Annotated in this window: 21 protein-coding genes; 13 read left to right on the top strand and 8 right to left on the bottom strand. The window is 74.0% G+C overall.

Annotated features, from left to right (window positions below; genetic code table 11):
- Positions 1-347: 347 nt before the first annotated feature.
- Together ACSMXW_RS05345 and ACSMXW_RS05340 are read left to right on the top strand one after the other, a co-directional pair.
- Positions 348-1,622, top strand: coding sequence for an alpha/beta hydrolase family protein (locus ACSMXW_RS05345; protein WP_485804304.1), 1,275 nt, complete (start codon positions 348-350; stop codon positions 1,620-1,622).
- 748 nt (positions 1,623-2,370) lie between these two features.
- Positions 2,371-3,762 (top strand): hypothetical protein, encoded by a 1,392-nt coding sequence (locus ACSMXW_RS05340; protein WP_485804303.1) that lies wholly within the window; start codon positions 2,371-2,373, stop codon positions 3,760-3,762.
- Between the two features lie 226 nt (positions 3,763-3,988).
- Here ACSMXW_RS05340 and ACSMXW_RS05335 read toward each other — a convergent pair whose 3' ends face one another.
- Positions 3,989-4,411: a VOC family protein gene (locus tag ACSMXW_RS05335; RefSeq protein ID WP_485804302.1), complete on the bottom strand. Its 423-nt coding sequence runs from the start codon at positions 4,409-4,411 to the stop codon at positions 3,989-3,991.
- Positions 4,412-4,762: 351 nt separating this feature from the next.
- On the opposite strand from ACSMXW_RS05335, the gene ACSMXW_RS05330 reads away from it, so the two are divergent.
- The 8 genes from ACSMXW_RS05330 to amaP all read left to right on the top strand — a co-directional run bounded on the left by ACSMXW_RS05330 (position 4,763) and on the right by amaP (position 10,724).
- Positions 4,763-6,361 carry an ABC-F family ATP-binding cassette domain-containing protein gene (locus ACSMXW_RS05330; RefSeq protein WP_485804301.1) on the top strand — a complete coding sequence of 533 codons (1,599 nt, stop codon included), beginning with the start codon at positions 4,763-4,765 and terminating at the stop codon, positions 6,359-6,361.
- Positions 6,362-6,801: 440 nt separating this feature from the next.
- Positions 6,802-7,023 (top strand): helix-turn-helix domain-containing protein, encoded by a 222-nt coding sequence (locus ACSMXW_RS05325; protein WP_189929893.1) that lies wholly within the window; start codon positions 6,802-6,804, stop codon positions 7,021-7,023.
- Between the two features lie 260 nt (positions 7,024-7,283).
- The gene (locus ACSMXW_RS05320; RefSeq protein WP_485804300.1) at positions 7,284-8,075 is read left to right on the top strand and encodes an enoyl-CoA hydratase/isomerase family protein; all 792 of its coding nucleotides are present in this window, start codon (positions 7,284-7,286) and stop codon (positions 8,073-8,075) included.
- Between the two features lie 259 nt (positions 8,076-8,334).
- Positions 8,335-8,826, top strand: a complete 492-nt coding sequence (locus ACSMXW_RS05315; RefSeq protein ID WP_485804299.1) for an Asp23/Gls24 family envelope stress response protein — start codon at positions 8,335-8,337, stop codon at positions 8,824-8,826.
- 62 nt (positions 8,827-8,888) lie between these two features.
- Positions 8,889-9,074, top strand: a complete 186-nt coding sequence (locus tag ACSMXW_RS05310; protein ID WP_485804298.1) for a hypothetical protein — start codon at positions 8,889-8,891, stop codon at positions 9,072-9,074.
- A 5-nt stretch (positions 9,075-9,079) separates the two neighbouring features.
- Entirely contained in the window at positions 9,080-9,427 is a 348-nt protein-coding gene (locus ACSMXW_RS05305) for an Asp23/Gls24 family envelope stress response protein (protein ID WP_485804297.1), read from the top strand.
- Positions 9,424-10,140, top strand: coding sequence for a DUF6286 domain-containing protein (locus ACSMXW_RS05300; RefSeq protein WP_485804296.1), 717 nt, complete (start codon positions 9,424-9,426; stop codon positions 10,138-10,140). The genes ACSMXW_RS05305 and ACSMXW_RS05300 overlap by 4 nt, the downstream gene beginning before the upstream one ends.
- On the top strand, positions 10,137-10,724 hold the full coding sequence (amaP, locus tag ACSMXW_RS05295; protein WP_485804295.1) for an alkaline shock response membrane anchor protein AmaP: 588 nt from the start codon (positions 10,137-10,139) through the stop codon (positions 10,722-10,724). Before ACSMXW_RS05300 ends, amaP begins: the two co-directional genes overlap by 4 nt.
- A gap of 307 nt (positions 10,725-11,031) precedes the next feature.
- Here the strand turns inward: amaP and ACSMXW_RS05290 are convergent, their stop codons facing one another.
- From ACSMXW_RS05290 to ACSMXW_RS05270, 5 genes are all read right to left on the bottom strand, one after another.
- Positions 11,032-11,835: an SDR family oxidoreductase gene (locus tag ACSMXW_RS05290; protein ID WP_485804294.1), complete on the bottom strand. Its 804-nt coding sequence runs from the start codon at positions 11,833-11,835 to the stop codon at positions 11,032-11,034.
- A gap of 35 nt (positions 11,836-11,870) precedes the next feature.
- Positions 11,871-13,763, bottom strand: a complete 1,893-nt coding sequence (locus tag ACSMXW_RS05285) for a glycoside hydrolase family 15 protein (RefSeq protein ID WP_485804293.1) — start codon at positions 13,761-13,763, stop codon at positions 11,871-11,873.
- A gap of 206 nt (positions 13,764-13,969) precedes the next feature.
- The gene (locus tag ACSMXW_RS05280) at positions 13,970-14,773 is read right to left on the bottom strand and encodes an SURF1 family cytochrome oxidase biogenesis protein (RefSeq protein ID WP_485804292.1); all 804 of its coding nucleotides are present in this window, start codon (positions 14,771-14,773) and stop codon (positions 13,970-13,972) included.
- A gap of 47 nt (positions 14,774-14,820) precedes the next feature.
- The gene (locus tag ACSMXW_RS05275) at positions 14,821-15,054 is read right to left on the bottom strand and encodes a hypothetical protein (protein WP_485804291.1); all 234 of its coding nucleotides are present in this window, start codon (positions 15,052-15,054) and stop codon (positions 14,821-14,823) included.
- A 335-nt stretch (positions 15,055-15,389) separates the two neighbouring features.
- Complete coding sequence (locus ACSMXW_RS05270) at positions 15,390-16,517, bottom strand: DEDDh family exonuclease (RefSeq protein WP_485804290.1); 1,128 nt, start codon at positions 16,515-16,517, stop codon at positions 15,390-15,392.
- Positions 16,518-16,908: 391 nt separating this feature from the next.
- On the opposite strand from ACSMXW_RS05270, the gene ACSMXW_RS05265 reads away from it, so the two are divergent.
- Positions 16,909-17,580, top strand: coding sequence for a VIT1/CCC1 transporter family protein (locus ACSMXW_RS05265; RefSeq protein ID WP_485807822.1), 672 nt, complete (start codon positions 16,909-16,911; stop codon positions 17,578-17,580).
- A gap of 535 nt (positions 17,581-18,115) precedes the next feature.
- On the opposite strand, the gene ACSMXW_RS05260 is transcribed toward ACSMXW_RS05265, so the two are convergent.
- Both ACSMXW_RS05260 and ACSMXW_RS05255 read right to left on the bottom strand, forming a co-directional pair.
- A complete protein-coding gene (locus tag ACSMXW_RS05260) occupies positions 18,116-19,048 on the bottom strand; it encodes a CopD family protein (RefSeq protein ID WP_485807821.1) in 933 nt (310 codons plus the stop codon).
- Between the two features lie 944 nt (positions 19,049-19,992).
- On the bottom strand, positions 19,993-21,543 hold the full coding sequence (locus ACSMXW_RS05255; protein ID WP_485804289.1) for a S8 family peptidase: 1,551 nt from the start codon (positions 21,541-21,543) through the stop codon (positions 19,993-19,995).
- A 492-nt stretch (positions 21,544-22,035) separates the two neighbouring features.
- Here ACSMXW_RS05255 and ACSMXW_RS05250 point away from each other — a divergent pair, with 492 nt between their 5' ends.
- Positions 22,036-22,419, top strand: coding sequence for a DUF485 domain-containing protein (locus tag ACSMXW_RS05250; RefSeq protein ID WP_485804288.1), 384 nt, complete (start codon positions 22,036-22,038; stop codon positions 22,417-22,419).
- Positions 22,416-24,062 carry a solute symporter family protein gene (locus ACSMXW_RS05245; RefSeq protein WP_485804287.1) on the top strand — a complete coding sequence of 549 codons (1,647 nt, stop codon included), beginning with the start codon at positions 22,416-22,418 and terminating at the stop codon, positions 24,060-24,062. The genes ACSMXW_RS05250 and ACSMXW_RS05245 overlap by 4 nt, the downstream gene beginning before the upstream one ends.
- Positions 24,063-24,115 lie beyond the last annotated feature (53 nt).

Genomic DNA, 24,115 nt, shown 5'->3' with positions numbered 1-24,115 from the left:
AAGGCTGACGCGGGGACGGCGCGACGGCCCGTGGGGCGGCCGCCCAGGGCCGCCGGAGCCGGGCCGTCCGTCCGGCCGGCCGTACCGGGCAGTCGCACGGCGGGGCTGCACGCCGGTACCCGCGTCAGTCCCGGGCCCGGCCCAAAGGGGGCCGGGTCCGAGCGGTGCCCCTGCGGATGCCTCCCGGCGGCGGGGCGCCCCTGCCGACAGGCCGCCGCTCACGGAGGGCCGCCGGCCGGCCCGGCACGAACTCCGGAGCACACCCGGGTGGCCCGTCACCGGCCCGGATGCGGGGACCGGAGTGCGCTCGGGTAGCCGTCGCCGGCCCTGACGCGGACACTGGAGCGGTGCGCACCGCAAGAACACTCGTATTCGCACCGGCAAGGACCCTGTCGGCACCGGCACGGACCACTCGGGCCGCCACGCATGCCGTCACCGGCGCGGCACGGGCGGTACGCCCGGGGCACACGACCGCCGGGCCGGCCGTACGGGCGGCCGCGGCCGCCGTCACCGCCGCACTCGGCGCGGGCGCGGCGGCGCTCGCCGCGGGACGGTGGGCGGGTGACGCCGCCCTGCGGATCCGCCCCGGCCGTCCGCTGCCCACCGAGCCCCGGCTCACGGTGCACGACGTCACCCCCGACCGGATCACCCTCACCCGCGACTTCGCCTCCGCGCGCCCCGGCGTGTACGGGCTCGTGGACGTCTCCAGGGGCGCCCACGCGGTCGTCGGCCCCGTCGACGACGCCGCCCCGCACACCCCTGACACGGTGGTGCGCCGCCTCGACCGCATCACCCGCGGCTCCCTGGCACCGGGCGCGAAGGTGTGGCTCACGCCCCAGGTGCACACCGGCGACCCGGGCTCGGCGCTCGGCCTGGAGTACACGGACACCGACATCCCGTCCGAACTCGGCCCGCTGCCCGCCTGGTTCGTGCCCGCCGCCCGGGACACCTGGGTGATCGCGGTGCACGGGCTCGGCACCACCCGCGAACACCCCATGGTCGTCCTGGACTTCCTGCACCGTCGCAAGTTCCCGGTGCTCATCCCCGCCCACCGCGGCGACCCCGGCGCCCCCCGCTCCCCCGACGGCCTCGACCACCTGGGCGAGACCGAGTGGCGGGACGTGGACGCGGCGCTCGGCCACGCGGTGCGGCAGGGGGCGCAGCGCGTCATCCTGTACGGCTGGTCCACCGGCGCGACGATGGCCCTGCACACCGCGGCCCGCTCCCCGCTGCGCGACCGCATCGCGGGTCTCGTGCTGGACTCCCCGGTCCTGGACTGGGCGGCCACCGTGCGCGCACTCGCCGCGGCCCGCCGCACCCCGCGCCTGCTGCTGCCGCTCGCCGTGCGCGCCGCCCAGGGCCGCGGGGGCCAGCGCCACGGCCAGGGCGACGAACACCTCTCGCCGGTCATCGCCCCCGACGCGGTCCGGGTGCCGACGCTCCTGCTGCACGGCCCGGACGACACCATCGCCCCGTGGTCCCCCTCGCTCCGGTTCGCCGACCGCCTGCCCTCCCTCGTCAGCCTGCACACCGTGCGCGACGCGCCGCACGGGGCGCTGTGGAACGCCGACCCCGAGGAGTACGAGGAGCAACTCCGACGCTTCCTGATCCCGCTGACCTAGGGTCTGTCGTCGGTCTCCCGTCGTTGGCCCGGAGGGCGGGCCGTGCGGCGAGCGGGGGTCCCACGGGAGACGCGAGCGCAGTCGAGCGTGCGGGAGCGCGCATGGCCGTCGCACGGCCGCACCCCGGGTGTCCGTACCTGGCGCCCCGACCCCTCTGATCAGGGGCGATCACGCGCTCCACGCCGAGCGGCACCTCGTGCAGCAGGAGACGGGCCGGCTGTTCTCCGCGTTCCACGGACTGGACGGGGCAGGGCGCCGACCGGACGCGAGCTGCCCGGTGGCGCTGCCGTGCGTGGCCTGTGCCGCCGCTCCGGTGCCTGAGGTCATGCACACCAGGACCAGGAACGGGCCCGCGTCCTGCCCCGTCCGGTCGGCGCCCGGGCCCGGCCCGCCCGGCCCGTGGCCGGGGCCCGTTCACCGCCGGGCCTGCCCCGTCCAGCCGGGCCTGCCGCGTCCAGCCGGGCCTGCTCCGTGCCGCGGCGCTTTACCGTGCCCGCCCGCCCGCCGGCAAGCCCGGTTCGGGGGATCGTGCTCGGCGTTGTGTTGACGCGTACGCCGCTGTCCCGTGGGGGAACTCATGACCCGCCTGGTGCGTCCCGTCCCATGGCGTATGCCCGGTCGGGGCCGGGTCGGTAGCTTCCGGTTAGGTGGGGTGTGGCCCGGTTGCGTCCCCACTCACCAGCGGTTTGTTCTCGCCGCCTTGTCATTCCGTTTGGGAATTCGGACCGTCAACAGGAAGACTGCTCCCGTGACGTCCCGTACCCCGCGCGACTCCAGGCTCCGACTCGTCCGCTCCCGGCCGCTGGCCACTGCTTCTCGGACGGTGACCGACGGGCGCTCCCGGCGCCCCGCGCCACCGCCGCCGGAGGGCACGCCGGCGCCCGCGGAACTGGCCCGCATGGCGCGGCGCGGTCTGGAGGGGGCGGTGCGCATCGCGCACTGGGCGGACCGGGTGCTGCGGCCCGGCAGGGGCGACGCCACCCCGGACGGCTCCGGCGCGCTGTCCGCCGCCGCCGCCGAACGTGCCGCGGCCGACCTGGGCCTGACGGCTCAGCAGGCCCGCGCCGACTGGGACACCGCGCGCCTCGCCGGCCTCGTGGAGGTGCACGGCGACACCGCACGCCCCGGCTGGCGGCTGCGCGCCTGGGACCGGGACGACAGCGCCGTACTGCGCGGCTGGGTCGCCCTCTTCGACGCCTGGTCGCTGACCGGCACCGCACCCGACGGTCTCGCCCCGGCCACCGTGGCCGAGGTCATCGAGGCCATGCCGCAGGTGCTCTCCCTGCTCCAGCTCTCCGCCGGGCCCGTCCCGGTGCCCCAACTGCTCGACCTGCTCCAGCAGCGCGTCACCGAACTGCGCACCGAGCGCTGCGAGATCCCCTACGGCCCCCAGCCGCAGCCGGTCGGCGACCCGGATGCCCCGCTCGAGCCGCTGCTGGACTGGGCGCTGGACGCGCTCGCCGGCGTCGGCGCGCTCACCTGCGCCGACGGGCAGGTCACCCTCACCCCGCTGGGGAGCTGGGCGGTCTGGGTCAAGCTGGAGCAGATCTGCGTGGCCGCCCAGAGCCCGGCGGGCAACATCGAGCAGTCCGCCGAGGACATGCTGCGCGGCTGCGCCCAGCTGCGCCCCAACGCCGCCCGCGCCGAGTACCGCGCCTGGCTGGCCGCCCGCCCCGTCGGCAGCGCCGTCACCGAACTCCTCACCGCCGCCCGCGGCGAGGACGCCCTGCTGCGCGGCCTGGCCTTCGAGGCGCTCCGCGTCGTCGGCGCACCCGCCGAGCCGGAGGTCAGAGCCGCCCTCGACGAGACCTCGCTGCGCCCCTACGCCCTGCTGTGGCTCGCCGAGCACGAGGGCGTCGACCCCGAGGAGGCCCACACCGCGCTCACCCGCGAGGAGGCCACCTGGCTCTGGGTGGACACCGCCGCGGCCGTCTCCGACCACGGCGAGGCAGCCCTGCTCGTCCGTCACCTGGAGTCCGCGGTCCAGGGCACCGTCCCCGCACTCCTGGAGGACGTGCGCGCCATCGGCCACCCCCGCACCGTGCAGGTACTCGTCGCCCTGGCCGCCGCCCACCCCGACCCCGCCCTCGCCAAGGCAGTCCGCCGCGCCGCCTTCCAGGTCCACCGCGGCGGCGCGTAGTCCCCGGGGCGGCGCCCCGGCCCGTCCGGGCCGCGGGGGAGCCGCGCGCCCAGCCCGGACGACACCGTCAGGTCGTCACTGTCCCCGGAGACCAGGTCCCGCGGGCAGGCCCCCGGGGACAGGTCCCGGGGGGCGGTCTCTGCCGTCTCGGGTGGGGGCACCTCCCCACGTTCCCAAGGCGGTGGGGGACGGCCTGTGGGCGGCTGCGCGCACCGTTGCATACGGGTCAGGAGAGCACCGGGCCGTACGTGCCGAAACTCCACACGTTGCCCTCGAGGTCCCGCGCACGGTACTCGCGCGAGCCGTACTCCCGTTCCGTCGGCGGCATCAGGATCTCCACCCCGTGCTCCTCGGCCCGCCGGTGGTGGGCGTCGACGTCGTCCACGGCCACGTACACCCCCACGGGCCCCGCGGACCGCATCATCTCGTCGTACGCCCCGCCGCGGCCCCGGGTGCCGAGCATCACCGCACCGTTGCCCTGGGCCAGCTCGGCGTGCACCACCGTGCCGCCGCCGTCCTCGAAGACGTTCACCTCGGTGAACCCCAGCCCCTCCGTGAGCTGCCGGATCGCCGCCCGCGCGTCCGTGTACAGCAGCGTCGGGCACACACTCGCCCGTATGCCCCTGCTCGTCGTCCCGGTGTCCGTCATCTCGCGCCTCCTCGGTGCCCGGCTGTTCCCTCATCGTGGTGCGCGGCGGGCCGGGCGGCGCCCGGCGGTGCTCCGAACGGGGGAACGCGCACCGGTGGTGACCAGGCCCGAGCGGGGCGGACAGGCGGACGGGCGCACCCCGACGTGCGGGCCGTCACGGGCGCGGGCCGCCGGTCGGGCACGGAGGAAAACCGCTTGCACGGTGCCGGTAGAATTCACGGCATGGCCATTCTCCTTGCGCATTAGACGGCGCGACCGCCGCCCGCCGCCGCCCCCGGGCGGGCCCCGCGCGGCACTGCCCGACACACCACGTCCGCCGTCCCCCCTTCCCGCCCCGCCTGGAGTCTGTCCGTGATCACCGCCTCCGGTATCGAACTGCGCGCCGGTGCCCGCATCCTCATCGAGTCCGCCACCTTCCGCGTCGCCAAGGGCGACCGCATCGGCCTCGTCGGCCGCAACGGCGCGGGCAAGACCACCCTCACCAAGGTGCTCGCCGGCGAGGGCATCCCCGCCGCGGGCACCGTCACCCGCAGCGGCGAGGTCGGCTACCTCCCGCAGGACCCGCGCACCGGCGACCTGGACGTGCTCGCCCGCGACCGTGTGCTGTCCGCCCGCGGCCTGGACGTCCTGATCCGCAAGATGCGGGAGAACGAGCAGCGCATCGCGGGCGGCAAGGGCGCCACCCGGGAGAAGGCGCTCAGGCAGTACGAGCGCCAGGAGACCGAGTTCCTCACCAAGGGCGGGTACTCCGCCGAGGCCGAGGCCGCCACCATCGCCGCCGCGCTGAACCTCCCGGACCGCGTCCTCGGCCAGCCGCTGCACACCCTCTCCGGCGGCCAGCGGCGCCGTGTGGAACTGGCCAGGATCCTCTTCTCGGACGCCGACACCCTGCTGCTCGACGAGCCCACCAACCACCTGGACGCCGACTCGATCGTCTGGCTGCGCGACTACCTGAGAAGCTACCGCGGCGGCTTCATCGTGATCTCCCACGACGTCGATCTGGTGGAGACCGTCGTCAACAAGGTCTTCTACCTCGACGCCAACCGCTCCGTGATCGACATCTACAACATGGGCTGGAAGCTCTACCAGCAGCAGCGGGAGGCCGATGAGAAGCGCCGCAGGCGCGAGCGGCAGAACGCCGAGAAGAAGGCCGCCGCGCTGAACGCCCAGGCCGACAAGATGCGCGCCAAGGCCACCAAGACCGTCGCGGCGCAGAACATGGCCCGGCGCGCCGAGCGGCTGCTGGCCGGCCTGGAGGACGTGCGGCAGGCCGACAAGGTCGCCAAGCTGCGCTTCCCCGAGCCCGCCCCGTGCGGCAGGACGCCGCTGACCGCCGAGGGCCTCTCCAAGTCGTACGGCTCGCTGGAGATCTTCACCGATGTCGACCTCGCCATCGACAAGGGCTCCCGTGTCGTCATCCTCGGGCTGAACGGCGCCGGCAAGACCACCCTGCTGCGGCTGCTCGCGGGCGTCGAGAAACCCGACACCGGCCAGGTCGTCGAGGGACACGGCCTCAAGCTCGGCTACTACGCACAGGAACACGAGACCCTGGACCCGGACCGCACGGTGCTGGAGAACATGCGCTCCGCCGCCCCCGACATGGACCTGGTCCAGGTGCGCAAGGTGCTCGGCTCGTTCCTGTTCTCCGGGGACGACGTCGACAAGCCCGCCGGGGTGCTCTCCGGCGGCGAGAAGACCCGGCTCGCCCTGGCCACGCTGGTGGTCTCCGCCGCCAACGTCCTGCTGCTCGACGAGCCCACCAACAACCTCGACCCGGCCAGCCGCGAGGAGATCCTGGGGGCGCTGCGCACCTACCGCGGCGCGGTCGTGCTCGTCACGCACGACGAGGGCGCGGTGGAGGCCCTCCAGCCGGAGCGGATCATCCTGCTGCCGGACGGCGTCGAGGACCTGTGGGGCGCGGGCTACGCCGACCTGGTCGCCCTGGCCTGATCCACTGGTCTGACTCCCTGGCCCGGCGGGGCCGCCCCGCCGGCCCGTGCACGGCCCCGCCGTGCACGGGTGGGAGGGCCGCGTGGCCCGCTCGCCTCGGCGAGATCAAACAGCCGCGCCCCCGCCGATGGATCATTCGGCCGATCCGTGATCCACCATCTGTGTGAGATCGGCTGGTACCGCGGTGTGTCCTACATGTATTTCGCCGGGGAGTCGTTCCATTACCGGGCCTTTTCGATATTGACGCCGCTGAGCTGGGGTTTTGTCGCCGATTGCGGTGCGTCACGATGAGGCCAGACTTCGGAATTGATCATTCCATTTGTGTCGATCACCATTGTGGTGCTCATCCTTGTCCTATGGACCTTGCCGAATGGGTGGCCAGGAAGCCCGGTAGGGGTGATCATGAGAGTCCAGAGCGCACTTCCCATGAGGAGGCACGGGTGGCCGAGACTCTGAAGAAGGGCAGCCGGGTGACCGGCGCCGCGCGCGACAAGCTCGCGGCAGACCTGAAGAAGAAGTACGACTCCGGTGCGAGCATTCGGGCATTGGCCGAGGAGACCGGCCGCTCGTATGGCTTCGTTCACCGGATGCTGAGCGAATCCGGGGTCACGCTGCGGGGACGCGGCGGGGCCACGCGGGGCAAGAAGGCCTCCGCCAGCTGACGGCGGGCGGCGCCTTCGGTGGTGCCACCCGGCCGGTCCCTCCCCTTGGGGGCGCCTCCCACGCCGTCGCGGCGGTGGGAGCCTCAAGGGCCTGGGCGGTGCCCCATCAGCGCCGTGAAGGTCCGGGTGGTCGCACACCCGGTGCCGTCAGGACCTGGGTGGTACCCCCATCGGCCGGGTGGTTACTGTTCAGTCACTTACGGGTGTCGTCCTCTGCGGGGGACAGCACCTCCGCCTGACTGCGGCCCACCGGAGGACCCATGGTTTCGCCCGCTCCCGCCCTCGACAAGGACGGTGTGCGGCTCACCGTCGACGAGGCGATCGCCACGGTGACGCTCACCAATCCCGCCAAGCGCAATGCCCAGAGTGCGGCTCTGTGGCGTGCGCTGGCGGAGGCCGGGCGGGTCCTGCCCGGCAGTGTCCGCGTGGTGGTCCTGCGTGCGGAGGGGGTCTCCTTCTCCGCGGGGCTGGACAAACGGGCGTTCACTCCCGAGGGCATCGAGGGCGAGCCGTCCCTGACGGATCTCGCGCGCCGCCCCGACGCCGAACTGGACGCCGCCATCGCGGCCTACCAGGAGGCCTTCACCTGGTGGCGGCGCCCCGATGTGCTGTCCATCGCGGCGGTCCAGGGGCATGCCATCGGCGCCGGATTCCAGCTCGCGCTGGCCACCGATCTGCGGGTGGCCGCCGACGACGTGCAGTTCGCCATGCGCGAGACCAGCCTGGGCCTGGTGCCCGACCTCGCGGGCACCCACCCGCTCGTCGGCCTCGTCGGCTACGCCAGGGCCCTGGAGATGTGTGTCACCGGCCGGTATGTGCACGCGGACGAGGCGGCCCGCACCGGCCTGGTGAACCTCGTGGTGCCCCGCGCCGAGTTGGCGGCCGCCACGGACGACCTTGCCGCCGCCCTGCTCGCCGCGCCGCGCGACGCCGTCGTCGAGACCAAGGCGCTCCTCCAGGGCGCGGCGGAGCGCTCCTACGACGATCAGCGGGCCGCGGAGCGCGCCGCCCAGGCTCGCCGGCTGCGGGACCTCGCCGGCCTCGGGGAGTAGGCCGATCCGGCCAATCCGGCCGCTCCGCTTGTCCGCTCCCTCCCGCCTCTCCGGTCTCTCCGGTCTCTCCGGCCGCCCAGCCCCCTGTGCGGATCGCACGCCGTCGCGGTGCCCGGCACCCACGGCCTGCGGAGCGGGCGCTCGCCGTTGCTCCAGGCGCCGTATCCCCAGCGCGGAGCCGGGCCGACGCGCTTACTGTGGTCAAAGAGGTTGATTTCCCATCAAGGAGTGCGTCTCCTGATGAAAGGGATGAATCGCTATGGCCGACACTCAGGGATGGAGCGGGGCGGGGACCGCTGAGAAGAGTTCTCCGGACCGGCAGCCCGAGCAGCGCAGGGCGGGCCAGCGGCGCCTCGGCGAGCCCGCCGAGCGTGGCCGCACCACGATCGCCGACGGCGTCGTCGAGAAGATCGCCGGCCTCGCCGCCCGGGACGTCATCGGCGTGCACGCCATGGGCAGCGGTATCGCCCGCACCTTCGGTGCCATGCGCGAACGGGTACCGGGCGGTGCCAGGTCGGTGTCGCGGGGCGTCAAGGCCGAGGTCGGCGAGGTGCAGACCGCGCTCGACCTGGAGATCGTCATCGACTACGGCGTGGCCATCTCCGACGTCGCCCGGGACGTGCGGGAGAACGTCGTCGCCGCCGTGGAGCGCATGACCGGTCTGGAGGTCGTGGAGGTCAACATCGCGGTCAGCGATGTGAAGCTTCCGGAGGAAGAGGAGGAAGAGGGCGGCGAGACCCGTCTGCAGTAGCGTCGTGAAGGCGATGACGTATCCCGCACACGGGCCGACCGCCCGTCACCAAGGAGTGCAGGATGAGCATGCCCATGATCGGCATGGTGGCCGGTATGGTTCTCGGATTCGCCGGGTTCTTCGGCGGGTTCGGAGCGTTTCTGCTGGTGGCGGCGTTGGGTGCCATCGGTTTCGTCGCGGGGCGGTTCGCGGACGGTGACGTCGAACTGGGCGACTTCTTCCGCTCGCGCGGCGGCCGGCGGCGGTGACGCCGGTGCCCGGTGAGACCGTCGGCCCCGCGGAGCGCGGCGCCACCCGGATCGCCGACCGGGTCATCGCGAAGATCGCCTCGAAGGCGGCCCGTGAGGCGCTGGGCGCGGTGCCGCGCGGCGGCAGGGCCCCGCACGCCACGGTCGGCGTGCACCATGACACGGCCCGGGTGCGGGTCAGTCTCGATCTGGACTACCCGAGTGACATCGGCGGGCGGTGCGGTGAGGTGCGTCGTCATGTGACCCAGCGGGTAGAGGCGTTGGCAGGCATGAGGGTCCGCGAGGTCGTCGTCCAGGTGGAGCGGCTGCACTCGGCCCGGACGCGCGGCGAGGGACAGGGGAGGACACGATGAGCGAGCCCGGCGGCAGCCCCGGCGGCTTCGGGCGTCCCGCACCCGCGCTCGGGCACGGCGCCCGGGACGCCGGCACCACCCAGCGGCTGCCGGTCCTGGAGAAGACGCCGGAGGGCCCCGGCACCCCGCCGTCCGCCACCGTCTACAACCCCCTCGACCCCGGCACGAGGGCGCACCGCTTCTGGGCGCCGCGCCGAGTGCCCGCCGGCATCGTCGCGCTGCTGGTCTTCGCCGGCTCCGGCCTGGCGCTCTACGACATCGTCTCGGTGCGCGCCGGGCGCTCCGCGATGCAGTGGCGCAAGACCTTCGCGGACGACCTGGCCACCAGCCACCTCGACGACACCGCGGTGCTGGCCGGTGCGGCCGCCGCCGCCGCGCTCGGCCTGTGGCTGCTGCTGCTCGCCGTGACCCCCGGCCAGCGCAGGCTGCTGCCGATGGTCCGCACGCACGCCGACGTACGCGCCGGTCTGCACCGGGGCGCGGTCACGCTGGTGCTCAGGGACCGGGCGATGGAGGTGCCCGGCGTGCAGTCCGCGGGGGTGCGCACCCGGCGGCGCATGGTGCGCGTGCGCGCCGTCTCGCACTTCCGGGACCTCGACGATGTGCGCTCCGACCTGTATGCGGCGCTGAGCGACGGCATCAGGGACCTGGCGCTGGCCCGGCCGCCCGCCCTGACGGTGCACGTCACGCGCGCGAGCAGAAAGAAGAGGTGACGGTGGTGCGGGGGAAGCTCAACCGTGTGCTGCTGGCCCTCACGGGCCTGGTGCTGATGGCACTCGGCGTGCCGGTGCTGCTGGTCGGCCTCGGCGCCGGGCCGCCCGGCTGGTGGATCCACCAGGGCGAGCACGATGTCCTGCTGACCCGGCACGAGCGGACCCGCTGGCAGGGCACGGACTGGTGGTGGCCCACCGTCATCGCGGCCCTGGCCCTGGTCCTGCTGCTCTCCCTGTGGTGGCTCGCCTCCGTGCTGCGCCGCCACCGGCTCGCGGAGGTGCTGGTGGACACCGGAGACGGTGAGGAGGCGCTGCTGCGGGGGCGGGCCATGGAGGCGGTGCTGGCCGGTGAGGCGGCGGCGGTGGAGGGCGTGGAGGAGGCCGACGTGAGGCTCACCGGGCGGCGCGGTGAGCCCCGGACTCTCGTCCGGCTGCTCCTCGGCCCCCAGGCGGCCCCCGGCGACACCCTCCACCAGCTGACGACCGGCCCCCTGACGGTCGCCCGGGAGTCGGTCCACCTCCCCCGCCTGCCGGCCACCGTCCACCTACGGGCGGTACGCCACCGCGCCCAACGCGTCCTGTGAGCGCCGCCCTTCGGCGGGTGCCCCGGCGACGCGCTGAGCCCCGGCAGGGGCGCGCGGTTGTGACCCGGGGGTACCGCCCACGCCGTCAAGGCGGTGGGGGAGGCTCCGCAGCGCGGGGCGCGCCCGGCCACGACGGTACGGTCAGGTCTCACCGTCCCGAGAGGGGGCGGTCTCCGTCGTGTCCCGGGTCGCCGACCGGTGGTGGGCTGGGCCGGTCGCGCAGGTCCCCGCGTTCCCTTCCCGGGCGCCGTGGGCGTCGGCGCCCCCCGGGCCCTGCCGGGGCCCGGCGTGCCGCAGGGCGGGACCCTCAGAAGCCGTGCCGGGAGCCGCCGTCCACCGGCAGCATGATGCCGGTGAGATACGACGCGGCGGGGGAGAGCAGGAACGCCGCGGTCCTGCCGAACTCCTGGGGCGTGCCATAGCGGCGCAGCGGAATGCGGGCCTCCCCGGCGGCCCGGGCCCCCGCGGGATCGGCCGCGAGGCCGTCCAGCTCCCGTACCCGGGCGGTGTCGATCCGAGCGGGCAGCAGCCCCACGACCCGTATGCCGCGCGGGCCCAGCTCGTTGGCCAGGGTCTTGGCGAACCCCGCGAGACCGGGGCGCAGGCCGTTGGAGATCGCCAGCCCGGGTATCGGCTCGTGAACCGAGCCGGACAGCACGAACGCGATCACCGCGTCGGCGTCGGCACCGGCGCCCTCGCCGACCCCCTCCGCCCCGGCGCCCGGCGCGCCGAGCCGTGCCGCCGCCGCCCTGGCCAGCCGTACCGCGCCCATGAAGACGGATTCGAAAGCGGCGCCCCACTGCTCGTCCGTGTTGTCGGTGGCCGCGCCGGGTGCGGGACCCCCGACGCTGATCAGCACCCCGTGCAGGGCGCCGAAGCGCTCGTAGGCGGCGCTGATCAGCCGGTCGGGCGTCGCCGGGTCGGCGTTGTCGGCGACGATGCCGACGGCGTCCTGGCCGAGTTCCGCCGCGGCCTCGGCGACCCGCTGCTCGTCCCGCCCGGTGATGATCACCTTGGCGCCGTCCGCCAGCAGCTCCCGTGCGGTGGCGTGGCCCAGGCCACGGGTGGCGCCGGTGACGATGTACACACGACCCTTGAGTCCGAGATCCATGCGACCATCCTGCCAGCCCCGGTTCCGGGGACGATTCAGGGCCCCGGCTCGGCCGCCACGTCAGAGCGGGCCCCCGCCCCGGTCTCCGCCCCGCGGCCCCGCCCCGGTTCGCTCCCGCTCTCCTCGTCGCACTCGTCGTCCCGCGGCTCGGTCCCCGCGTCCCCGTACAGCACGAAGGCGGTGTGAACCAGGCCGATGTGGCTGAACGCCTGCGGGTAGTTCCCCAGCTGGTGGCCGGTGATCGGGTCGTACTCCTCCGCGAGCAGGCCCACGTCGTTGGTGAGGTCCACGAGCCGGGCGAAGAGGTCCCGGGCCTCCTGCTTGCGGCCCGCCAGGAACAACGCGTCCGCCAGCCAGAACGAGCACACCAGGAAGGCGCTCTCGCCGCCCGGCAGCCCGTCCACCTCCGACGCGTGTCTGCTGTAGCGGCGCAGGAAGCCGCCGTGCGAGAGCTCGCGGCACACCGCGTCGATGGTGCCGGTGACCCGGGGGTCGGTGGGCGGCAGGAACCCGGTGCGCGGGATGAGCAGCAGCGCGGCGTCCAGGTCGGCGGAGCCGTAGGACTGCGTGAAGGTGTTGCGGTCGGGGTCGTAGCCGCGGTCGCACACCTCGCGGTGGATCGCGTCGCGCATCCTCTGCCACCGGTCCACGTCCCCGCCCAGCGCCGGATTGGCCTTCATGACCTTGACCGCGCGGTCGGCCGCCACCCAGGACATGATCTTGGAGTGCACGAAGTGCCTGCGCGGGCCGCGCACCTCCCACAGCCCGGCGTCCGGCTGGTGCCAGGCGGACTCCAGGAACTCCAGCAGGGCGTTCTGCATCCGCCAGGCGTGCGGCTGGGACCCGAGGCCGGCGCGCGCCGCCAGCGTCAGCGAGTCGATGACCTCGCCGTACACATCGAGCTGGAGCTGCTCCACGGCCTGGTTGCCGGTGCGCACCGGGGCGGAGTTCTCGTAGCCGGGCAGCCACGGCAGCTCGAACTCGGGGATGCGCCGCTCACCCGAGAGGCCGTACATGATCTGCAGGTCGGCGGGGTCGCCCGCGACGGCCCGCAGCAGCCAGTCCCGCCAGGCCTTCGCCTCCTCCAGGTGGCCCGCGGTGAGCAGGGCGTCCAGGGTGAGCGTGGAGTCACGCAGCCAGCAGTAGCGGTAGTCCCAGTTCCGTACGCCGCCCAGCTCCTCCGGGAGCGAGGTGGTGGCCGCCGCTACGATGCCGCCCGTGGGGGCGTAGGTGAGGGCCTTGAGGACCATCAGCGAACGCAGCACCTGCTCGTGGTACGGGCCCCTGTAGCGGCAGTGCGACGCCCAGCCCCGCCAGTCCTCCTCGCTGTCCTCCAGGGCCTCGAACGGGTCGACGAGCTCGGGACGCGGCTCGTGGGAGGGATGCCAGGTGAGGACGAACGCGACCTTGTCGCCCTTGCCGACGCTGAACTCCGCGTACGTGCCGAAGTTCTTGCCCCAGCTGCGTACCTCGGGCTCGCTGCGCAGCCACGCCGAGTCCGGGCCGGCGATGGCCACGCGGTGGCTGTCCACCCTGCGCATCCAGGGGACCACGGATCCGTAGTCGAAGCGCAGCCGCAGCGTGCTCCGCAGGGTGACGCGGCCGGACAGGCCCTCCACGATGCGCACCACGTCCGGGTAGCGGTCGCGCTGCGGCATCAGGTCGGTGACGCGGACGCTGCCGTCGGCGGTGTCCCACTCCGTGTCGAGGACGAGGGTGTCGGGGCGGTACGCGCGGCGGCTGCAGGTGCCCGCACCCTTCGGGGCGAGCGTCCAGTGGCCGTTCTCCTCCGTGCCGAGCAGGGCGGCGAAGCACGCGGCGGAGTCGAAGCGGGGGAGGCAGAGCCAGTCGATCGACCCCGTGCGGCTCACCAGGGCGGCGGTCTGCTGATCGCCGATGATCGCGTAGTCCTCGATGCGTCGGTGCATTGGATTCGAGTTCCCGGCGACGCCGGGCCACAATCCGGCATGGGGTCCGCCCGGGTGAACCCCCGCCGACCTGCCGCGGGGCTCCGTCCGGCCCACCTGAAGGGGCGCGGGAACCGCGCGGCCGGCCCCGACTGGACCCGCGGGTCCACCACCGTCCGAAAAAGGGCGCGGGAACCGCGCGGCCGGACCAGCGGCCGGCGGTGGGGTCAGGAGTTGACGTCGGCCAGGCCCACCGCGGGCGTCGCCTCGGTGGGCCTCGCCGCCCGCTCGGCCCGGTCCCGCCGCTCACGCCGGACCAGGACGACCCACCCCACCGGCACCCCCGCCGAGAAGAGCCACCACTGCACCGCATACGCCATGTGCGGCCCGATGCTGCTGTGATCGGGCTCCGCAACCAGCTCCGGGGACCCTCCCTCGGGCGCCGGAGAGATCTGCTCCACATACCCGCCGAGCACCGGCCGCCCCAGCCGCTTCGCCTGCTGCGTGCTGTTGATCAGCATGACCTGCCGCGGCGGCAGCCCCCTGATGTCCTTGATCCCACTCGCCGCGGTGGTCTCGTCGGCCATCAGCCGTCCCGTGACCGTCACCTCCCCCCGTGCGGGTGCCGGGATCCGGGGGAACGCGGTCTGGGCGCCGTTCGCCGGGATCCAGCCGCGGTTGACCAGCAGCACCCGTCCGTCCGTGAGGTCCAGCGGGGTCAGCACATGGAACCCGACCTGCTCGTCCGCGTTGGTGCGGCGGCGTACGACCACCTCGTGGGCGGTGTCGAACCTGCCCTTCGCCGTCACCCGCCGGTACACCTCGGACTGCGCGACCTTGTGTCCCACGGACGTCAGCCGCTCCACCGGCACCGGTGCGGGCGCCAGCGCGTCGGCGATCATCTGGTTCTGCGCGACACGGTGCTCGTGCCGGTGGAGCTGCCAGAAGCCCAGCCGGATCATCACCGGGATCAGCACAAGAGCGACAAGGGTGAGGATCACCCACTGCCGGGACAACAGGAAGCGGTACACCCCATGACGGTACCTCCGGGCCCTTGGCCGCCCATGGCCAGGGTGGCTCAGGCCTTGTCGATGATCCCCGCCCGCCCCTCGGCACGCGAGCAGTGCGCCCCGCAGTACCAGTGGCCGTCCGCCTCCACGCCCTGCCCGATGATCTGCACCCGGCAGTGCTCACAGATGGGCGCCATGCGGTGGATGGCACAGGCGAAACAGTCGAAGACGTGCACCGCGCCTTGCGCATGTACCTCGAAGGACATGGCGTAGTCGTTTCCGCATACCTCGCAAACTGCCATGCGCCACAGGGTGCGGTGCGGCGACCGGCAGGGCGAGGGGTGGCCGGGCGCGTCGCCCGGCAATCACCCGTCTGACGCGGCTCGCGGGGCCGTCACTCGCCTGACGCGGCTCGCGGGGCCGTCACCCCTCTGGGCGCGGCGTTGCGGGGCGGGCGCGTGGGGCGCGGCGGGATACCGTCGGACCGGTCGCGCGGGGTCGCGTGGTCGCCTGGGCGCGCCGCTGGATCCCTCGTCCACGTGCCCTGGGCCCTCACTCGTCCGGTCCGGTACCAGGGCTTTCACCAGTACGACCGGGCACCAGGGCCTTCACCTGTACGCCCCGGCACCCGCGGCCCTCACCTGTCCGAGCTGGTTCCGGCTCGCCCGCCACCCCGTGCCCCGGCCGCGGTGCCGCCCGCCGTCGCGCTCCCGGGCCGGCCGTCCGCCGTGCCCCCCTCCGCGGGAGCCACGTCCTGCAGCAGCTGGCCGAAGGCCGCCTCGTCGATCACCGGGGTGCCGTACTGCTTGGCCTTGACGGTCTTGGTGGTGCCGGAGTCCGGGTCATTGGTGACGAGCAGGCTGGTCAGCCGGGACAGGCTGGTCGCCACGTGCAGCCCCGCCGCCACTGCCCGGTCCTCCAGCAACTCCCGCTCCACCGACGTGTCACCGGAGAACGCCACCCGCATGCCCTGTCGCAGCGGCCGGCCCGGCTCATAGCGGCCCGGGTTGGGATACGGGCACGGCGGGCGCTTGCGCGACTGGCGCCAACCGCCCGGCCGGTACGCGGACTGACGCCCGATCCGCCCGGCCGGGGCGCGGTCGGCGAGCTCGGCCCGGTCCCCGTACCACTCCGTCAGCGGCCGGCACTCCAGCAGCGGCAGTCGCACCCCGCCACGGGCCGCCGCGTGCAGGCTGGGCCGGAAGGCCTCGGCGAGCACGCGGGCGTCGTCCAGCGCGTGGTGGGCGCGGCGCTGGACGACGCCGAAGTGCGCCGCGAGCGTCTCCAGCTTGTGGTTGGCCAGCGGCAGCCCCAGCTCCTTGCTGAGCGCGATGGTGCACAGCCGCTGCCGCACGGGGACGGTGCGCCGCGCGCGGGCGTACTCCCGGGCGATCATGGACCAGTCGAAGACGGCATTGTGCGCGACGAGCACCCGGTCCGCGAGCCGGGTGGCGAACTCCTCGGCGATGTCCGCGAAGAACGGCGCGCTCTGCAGCACCTCGCTCGTCAGGCCGTGGATCCACACCGGGCCCGGGTCACGCTCCGGATTGACCAGCGTGTACCAGTGGTCCTCGATCTCGCCCCGGGCGTCGACGCGGTAGACGGCGGCCGAGACGATGCGGTCGTCCCGGGCGAGACCCGTGGTCTCCACGTCGACGACCGCGTACCCCTGCGGATAGGCGGCCGGCCAAGTCACCGCGGAGGCCGCGGAGTCGGCGGGCGCCGGGCGCGCCGCGGGGGCCGCGAGCGAGGGATCTTCGAGCATGGTCACTGAGGATACGGGGCGCGACTGACAGTGTCCGAGCCCCCCGGGGCGTATACGAGTTCACGGCCCGTCGGCCGGGGGGCGCCACCGGAGGGGCCTTCCCGTCTCCCCGGCGTCTGCCGTGCCCGCCCCGGCGGCCGGCCGCCGGTGGCCGCCGGTGGCCGCCGAGTTCCGCTCGCGGGCCGACGCGCAGGCCGGGCGCGGTGCGCCCGGCCTGCGCGTCGGCCCCTGCGATATCGCGGCGTGCCCGTGGCCGCCCCTGACCAGGGGGTGAGAACCTTCTCCGGTGAGTGATCAGGGATCCGGCAACGGCCCGGCGAGCAGCGGGCCCTCGGAAGCCACCGGGAGCGGAGCCGCCGCGGGCGGACATCGGGAGGAGCACGGCCGTGCGCTGGGGGAGCGCCTCAACTGGCTGCGCGCCGGCGTACTCGGCGCCAACGACGGCGTGGTCTCCACCGCGGGCCTTGTCGTCGGGGTGGCGGGCGCCACCGACAACCGCAGCGCCCTGCTGACCGCCGGTCTCGCGGGCCTGCTCGCCGGGTCGATGTCCATGGCGGCGGGGGAGTACGTCTCGGTGTCCACCCAGCGGGACACGGAGAAGGCCGCCCTCGCCCTGGAGCGGCGCGAACTGCGCGAACAGCCCGAGGAGGAGCTGGAGGAGCTGACGGTGCTGCTCCAGGAGCGCGGCCTCGACCGGGAGGTGGCCCGCGCGGCGGCGCTGCAGCTCACCGAACGGGACGCCCTGCGGGCCCACGCGAGCGTCGAACTCGGCATCGACCCGGACGAGCTGACGAACCCGTGGCACGCCGCCTGGGCCAGCTTCCTCTCCTTCACCGTGGGCGCGCTGCTGCCGCTGCTGGCGATCGTGCTGCCGCCGCCCGCCTTGCGGCTGCCCGTCACCGTCGTCTCCGTCCTCGTCACCCTGGTCGTCACCGGCTGGACCAGCGCCCGCCTCGGCGCCGCCGAGGCCCGCCCTGCGATCCTGCGCAACGCGGCGGGCGGCGCCCTGGCGATGGCGGTCACCTATGCCGTGGGCTCGCTGCTGGGGGCTGCGGGCGTGTGAGCGCGGGGGTGGGCGGGGTGGGCGGGTGCCCCATGGGGACGGACGCGGCCCCGCGGCGGACGGGGGCTCGTGCCCCATGGGCCGCGGGCGCGTGACCGGCGTGCACGTCGGCGTGCGCCCCCCTGGAGCCGGCGTGCGGCCCCTTGTAGCAGGAGTGCGGCCCCTTGCAGCAGGAGTGCGGCCCCTTGCAGCAGGAGTGCGGCCGCCCGGGACCCGGCGTCTGCGAGCTGTTCGGCGTTGGTGTGGACCCACGGGGCGTTGGCGTGTGCCCCGGGGCGTCGGTGTGTGACCCGGCGGGCGTTGGTGTGGACCCACGGGGCGTCGGTGTGTGACCCGGCGGGCGTCGGTGTGCCCCACGGGGCGTGGGTGTGCCCATGGGCCGTCGGTGTGCCCACGGGCCGTCGGTGTGCCCACGGGCCGTCGGTGTGCGCCCTCGGGCCCTCCGCGTGAGATCGATGGGACGCGGGAGACGCCAGTGGCCGGGAGTCGTCCCGGCGGCGGTACACGGTGCCCGCCCCGCCCAGCGCCCCGCCGCTCACCACCTGATCGGCAGCGGCAGCGCCGTCAGCAGGGCCGACACCACGACCACCGCACCCAGCACCACGACCTCGGCGCGTGCCGGTGCGCACGCGGTCAGGGGATCGCGGGCGCGTCCGGCGCCGAGCAGGGCCCGTATCCGGGCCGGCAGCGGGGTCCTGGCCAGTGCGCCGAGCCGCAGCCGCGCCGCGCAGGCCAGCGCCGCTGCGACGGCCACCAGCAGCATCTTCGCCAGCAGCGTCCGGCCGTAGGCGGTCGTCAGCAGTTGGCCGGACACCGTGTCAGGCGGCATACGGCGCAGCGCGCTCACCACCCCGGTGGCGGTGACGAGGGCAAGCAGTCCGGCCGCCACGCGCGCGTAGCGGCCGAGCAGCGCCGCGGCGGCGGCCGCGCCGGAAGCGGCCGGACGGCCGTCCGCAGGGACGGGACCGCGTCCGTCGGCCGCGTCCGCGCCAGGGCCGGGTCCCGTGGGGTCGGGCCCGGCGAGTCCCTGTCCAGTGGGGCCGGGCCCCGCGAGTCCGTGTGCGGCGGTCCCGTGTCCCGTGAGCCGCTGTGTGGCGGTCCCGTGTCCCGTGAGCCGCTGTGCCGCGGTCCCGCGTTCCGCCAGCCCCTGTGCCGCGGTCCCGAGCGCCGCGCCCTCCGGCCCGGTGTCGCCGCGCCACAGCCGTACGGTGCGCAGCACCTGCCAGAGGCCTCCCGCCCACAGCACCGCACAGGTGAGGTGGACCCCGGTCAGCGCGTACCCCACCAGCGGCACGGACTCCCACGCCAGGTGGGCGCGGAACGCCTCGGCGACCACGATGGCGACGGCGGGCAGCAGCCTGCTCGCCGTCCGCCGGGCACGGGCCCACAACCCGGCCACCAGAAAGGCGTTGACCTCGATCAGCGCCAGAATGCCGTCCCGGGTCCGGTACAGCCCGCCGATGTCCACGTCGGACAGCCGGTGCGGCACCAGGTTGCCGGTGGACGCGACGGAGGCCAGGCACAGCGCGGCCACAAAGCCGGCGCCGGCCGCGAGACCCGCCCAGGAGGCCGGGGCGCGCGCCACCGGCGCCCCCGGCACGCGGCGCGCCAGCCAGTGCGCGAACACCTCTCCGACCGGCACGCACAGGGCGGCGAAGAGGACGGCGCGCAGCGCGGCTATGCCGTTGGCACCGGGGGGAGCCTCCTCGCCCGTGCCGTGCAGCGCGGCGGAGGGGCCCAGCAGGGGAACGGCGACGGCGGCGAGGACGAGGAGCACGACAAGGGCGGCGGGCCGCCCCAGGCCCACGGCGGCCCGCTCGCGGCGGCGCCCGTCGCGGCAGGCGCGGCCGTCGGGACCGGCGGCACCGTCGGGACGTGCCGGGCCGGGCGCGCCGCCGCCCCCGGTCGGGTCCGCGGGGCCGGCGGGGGCGCCCGTCGCGGCCCCCGCCACCGCACGGCTCCCGGTCGGCCCGCCGCGCGCGCCGCCGGCCGCCTTCGCAGCAGGTGGTATCGAGCTCACACAGGGATCCTCACCGGACCCGGGGAACCGGGCAACTCGGGTGATTTACCCGGATGACGGGGCGTGGCGCGCGGGCCGCCGTTCGGGCTAACGGAGCGACGGACGCTGGAACGGCCGCGGGCGGGCGGCGGGGACCGGGACCGGCCCGCTGTGGACGCCCGGCCGCGTACGGCACCGTTGTGGCCACGGCCGTGACCACCGCGGCCCCAATCACGACCGCAACCACGACCACGACCGCGGCCGCCCTGCGGGGCCCTCCCCCGGACGGCCGCGGTGCTCGGTGCGTGATGCCGGGCACACGCCCTATGCGCGTGCCCGGGTACGCGCACTACGTACGCGCACTACGTACGCGCACTACGTACGCGCGCTGTGCGCGTACGCGCGGACGGTGGCTACCGCCGCACGGCGTTCAGGGCGTCCGCGATGCCCGCCCCGTAGAACCCCGTCGTACCGTGCCCGGCCGCGCACACGGCGTCGATCTGCCCGTCGCCGTCGATGTCGTACGGGTCGGTGCACGGCGTGGCGTCCGCGTCCTTGTAGAGCAGTGCCTTCACCTGGGCCGGCGAGGCGTGCGGGTGCGTCGACTTGATGAGCGCCGCGACCCCCACCACATGCGGGGTCGCCATCGACGTGCCGGACATGTAGCCCCAGGTGCCGCCGGGCAGCGTGCCGAGGATGGAACCGTTGGTGGCGGGCGGCGCGGGCGGCTGGTAGGCGGTGGAGTCGCCGCCGGGCGCCGCGATGTCGATGACGCCGAGGCCGTAGTTCGAGAACGACGACTTGAGGTTCTCGGCGCCGGTGGCGGCGACCGTCACCACGCCCGGCAGCTGGGTCGGGATGTCCTTGCAGACGGCCGGGTCGATGGTGCGGGGGACCGGCTTGGTGTCGTTCGGGCTGGCCGGGTCGACGATCGAGTCGGAGGCCAGGTCGTACGACTCGTTACCGGCGGCCGCGACGTTCACGGTGCCCTTGTGCTCGGCGTACTGCGAGGCCCGGCTGACCGCCTCGATGAGCGCCCGCTGGTCGGGGTCGTCCGCGCAGTTGAAGTACCACGGGTCCGTGTAGTAGCTGTTGTTGGTGACGTCCACGTGGTGCTCCGCCGCCCAGACGAAGCCGCAGACGACAGCCTCCGTGTAGAAGAAGCCCTCCGTGGTGGCGACCTTGATCCCGGCGACCTTCACGCCCGGCGCCACCCCGGTCATCCCGATGCCGTTCCTGGCCGCGGCGATCTCACCCGCGACGTGCGTGCCGTGCGGGCTCTCCGCGGCGCTCGGCCGCCAGGCCCCGTCGGTGGTGTCCGGCTTGCCGGAGACGCAGTTGACCGAGGCGGCGCGGTCGAAGTTGGGCGCGATGTCCGGATGGGTGTCGTCCACCCCGGTGTCGATCACGGCCACGGTGACCCGGGGGCTGCCGAGGGTCCGCTCGTGCGCCTTGTCCGCCTTGATGGCGCGCAGGTCCCACTGCTCGGGCTCCAGCGGGTCCTGGCCCGTGCCCGCCTGGGCCGCCGCGGCCTTCACCTGCGCGGCCGTCAGCGGTTTGGGCTTGCCCGTGTCGGTGGTGGACTGCGCGGGCAGCGGCGCGGTGCGGGTGGCGCCCGCCGAGTCGACGCCGCGCACCGCGCGGATCTCCTCGGCGAAGTCCGTGTTCTTGGAGTGCACCACGATGACGCCTATCTGGTCGTACGACGTGACGACGGTGCCGCCCGCGTCGGATATCGCCCGCAGCACGGCACGCGAGGCGCCGTGCCCGGGGCGCACGTTGACGACATAGCTCAGCTCCGGGCCGTCGGCGGCCGCGGCCGCCCGGCTCCCGGCGGACGTGACGCCGGCCGCGCCGTCGGCCGCCGCCGCTGTGACGTTCGGCAGGAAGGCGAGGGCCGAGGCCAGGGCCATGCCGATGGGCAGGGCAACGGCGCGGCGGTAACGGGCCAGGGGAGCGGTCATGAGTTCTCCAGTCTGGGCAAGGGGGATCTCCACCTTTCCGGGCAGTGCGTCCTTGTGGACTGTGCGGCCATCGCGCCGTGCGGTTCCGCGGCCACGGTCCGGCGACCGTCGGATACGGAACTGCCCGAACACGGTGGTGCTCGGGCAGGTGCATGACGCGTTGACTCAGGCGAAGTTAACCCCGCCCGCGCTGGTCAGCAACGAGTTCCGAAAGAAAGGCGGCTGTTTGAACCGAGCCCTTGGCGGCGCCGTGCCGTTGAGCAGGGGGCACGACCCGACTCGCTCCCGCTACGAAAGACCCCTGATGTCCGTTTCAGAGCCGCCCGCTCCCGCCCCGTCCCCGTCGTCCCGGCAGTCCCGGCAGTCCCGGCAGTCCTCGCAGTCCCCGTCGTCCCCGGCGGCCCGTACGCCCCCTGACCAGCCGTTCCCGTCTCCCGTCCCCCGCGACCCGTATCCGCACCCGCACCCGCACCCGCACCGCAAGGAGGCACCGTGACCACCGACGCAGCGCCACCGCCCCAGGAGAACCCCCCGAACCAGTCGGGCCCCGCCGGCCTCGGGCGGCCGTCCGCCGCCGAGTTCGCCGAGGTCCAGCAGAGCCCCCAGTTCGGCGAACTGCGCCGCGCCCACCGGGGGTTCGCTTTCCCGCTGACCATCGCCTTCGTCCTCTGGTACCTGCTCTACGTGCTGCTGTCCAACTACGCGGGCGGCTTCATGGGCACCAAGGTCGTCGGCAACATCAATGTCGCTCTGGTGTTCGGCCTCGCCCAGTTCCTGACCACGTTCCTCATCGCCTGGTGGTATTCGCACCACGCCGCCACCCGGCTCGACCCCAAGGCCAAGGCCATCAAGAACCGGCTGGAGGACGGCGCATGAGCCCCGCACCCACCCTCGCCGCGGGCACGCACCTCACCCCGCTCGCCGCGCAGGACGTCAGCGACCACCGGACGCTGATCATCTCGCTGTTCGTCGTCATCGTCCTCGTCACGCTCGGCATCACCGTCTGGGCGGGCCGGCAGACCAGGAACGCCGTCGACTTCTACGCCGGCGGCCGGCAGTTCAGCGCCTTCCAGAACGGGCTCGCGGTCTCCGGCGACTACATGTCCGCCGCGTCCTTCCTCGGCATCGCCGGCGCCATCGCCCTGGCCGGCTACGACGGCTTCCTGTACTCCATCGGATTCCTCGTGGCCTGGCTGGTGGCGCTGCTGCTGGTCGCCGAGCCGCTGCGCAACTCCGGCCGCTTCACCATGGGCGACGTCCTCGCCTACCGGATGCGCCAGCGTCCGGTGCGCACCGCCGCCGGCGTCTCCACCATCGTGGTGTCGATCTTCTACCTGCTGGCCCAGATGGCCGGTGCGGGCGTCCTCGTCTCGCTGCTGCTCGGCATCACCAGCGACGGCGGCAAGATCGGCATCGTGGCGCTGGTCGGCGTGCTGATGATCGTCTACGTCACCATCGGCGGCATGAAGGGCACCACGTGGGTGCAGATGGTCAAGGCGGTGCTGCTCATCGGCGGGACCATCCTGATCACCTTCCTGGTGCTGCTGAAGTTCGACTTCAACGTCTCCGACCTGCTCGGCAGGGCCGCCGACAACAGCGGCAAGGGCTCGGCGTTCCTGGAGCCCGGACTGAAGTACGGCCTCAACTCGACGTCCAAGCTGGACTTCATCTCGCTCGGCATCGCCCTGGTACTGGGCACCGCGGGCCTGCCGCACATCCTGATCCGGTTCTACACGGTGCCGACCGCGAAGGCCGCCCGTAAGTCCGTCAACTGGGCGATCGGCATCATCGGCCTCTTCTACCTGATGACGATCGTGCTGGGCTTCGGCGCCGCCGCGCTGGTCGGGCCGAAGGAGATCGTGGCCTCCAACCCGGCGGGCAACACGGCCGCGCCGCTGCTCGCCCTGCACGTCGGCGGCACCGACTCCACCTGGGGCGCGATCCTGCTGGCGGTGATCTCGGCGGTCGCCTTCGCCACCATCCTGGCGGTCGTCGCGGGCCTGACGCTCGCCTCGTCGTCCTCGTTCGCCCACGACATCTACGCGAACGTCGTCAAGCGGGGCAAGGCGACGGAGCAGCAGGAGGTCCGGGCCGCGCGCTGGGCGACCGTCCTCATCGGCATTGTCTCCATCGCCCTGGGCACGCTCTCCCGCGATCTGAACGTCGCGGGCCTGGTCGCCCTCGCCTTCGCCGTCGCCGCCTCCGCCAACCTTCCCACGATCCTCTACAGCCTCTTCTGGAAGCGCTTCACCACCCAGGGCGCGCTGTGGTCGATCTACGGCGGCCTGGTCACCGCGGTCGTCCTGGTCCTCTTCTCGCCCGTCGTCTCCGGCAAGGCGACGTCCATGTTCCCGGACATCGACTTCCACTGGTTCCCCCTGGAGAACCCGGGCATCATCTCCATCCCCGTCGGCTTCCTCCTCGGCTGGCTGGCCACGTTCCTCTCCAAGGAGCAGCCGGACACCGCCAAGTACGCCGAACTGGAGGTCCGTTCCCTCACGGGCACGGGCGCGCACTGACAACGCGCCGCCGAACGGCGCGTCCCGGGTGCGTGCTTCCCGGCCTGGTTTTC

Source organism: Streptomyces sp. DSM 116793 (assembly GCF_057320905.1).
This window is presented reverse-complemented; position numbering and strand designations above follow the sequence as displayed.

Coding starts and splice junctions, on each gene's coding strand:
- ACSMXW_RS05335 (WP_485804302.1), bottom strand. CDS start 4,411: ATGACGGACACCGGGACGACGAGCAGGGGCATACGGGCGAGTGTGTGC.
- ACSMXW_RS05320 (WP_485804300.1), top strand. CDS start 7,284: ATGGTTTCGCCCGCTCCCGCCCTCGACAAGGACGGTGTGCGGCTCACC.
- ACSMXW_RS05315 (WP_485804299.1), top strand. CDS start 8,335: ATGGCCGACACTCAGGGATGGAGCGGGGCGGGGACCGCTGAGAAGAGT.
- ACSMXW_RS05310 (WP_485804298.1), top strand. CDS start 8,889: ATGAGCATGCCCATGATCGGCATGGTGGCCGGTATGGTTCTCGGATTC.
- ACSMXW_RS05300 (WP_485804296.1), top strand. CDS start 9,424: ATGAGCGAGCCCGGCGGCAGCCCCGGCGGCTTCGGGCGTCCCGCACCC.
- ACSMXW_RS05290 (WP_485804294.1), bottom strand. CDS start 11,835: ATGGATCTCGGACTCAAGGGTCGTGTGTACATCGTCACCGGCGCCACC.
- ACSMXW_RS05285 (WP_485804293.1), bottom strand. CDS start 13,763: ATGCACCGACGCATCGAGGACTACGCGATCATCGGCGATCAGCAGACC.
- ACSMXW_RS05275 (WP_485804291.1), bottom strand. CDS start 15,054: ATGGCAGTTTGCGAGGTATGCGGAAACGACTACGCCATGTCCTTCGAG.
- ACSMXW_RS05270 (WP_485804290.1), bottom strand. CDS start 16,517: ATGCTCGAAGATCCCTCGCTCGCGGCCCCCGCGGCGCGCCCGGCGCCC.
- ACSMXW_RS05255 (WP_485804289.1), bottom strand. CDS start 21,543: ATGACCGCTCCCCTGGCCCGTTACCGCCGCGCCGTTGCCCTGCCCATC.
- ACSMXW_RS05245 (WP_485804287.1), top strand. CDS start 22,416: ATGAGCCCCGCACCCACCCTCGCCGCGGGCACGCACCTCACCCCGCTC.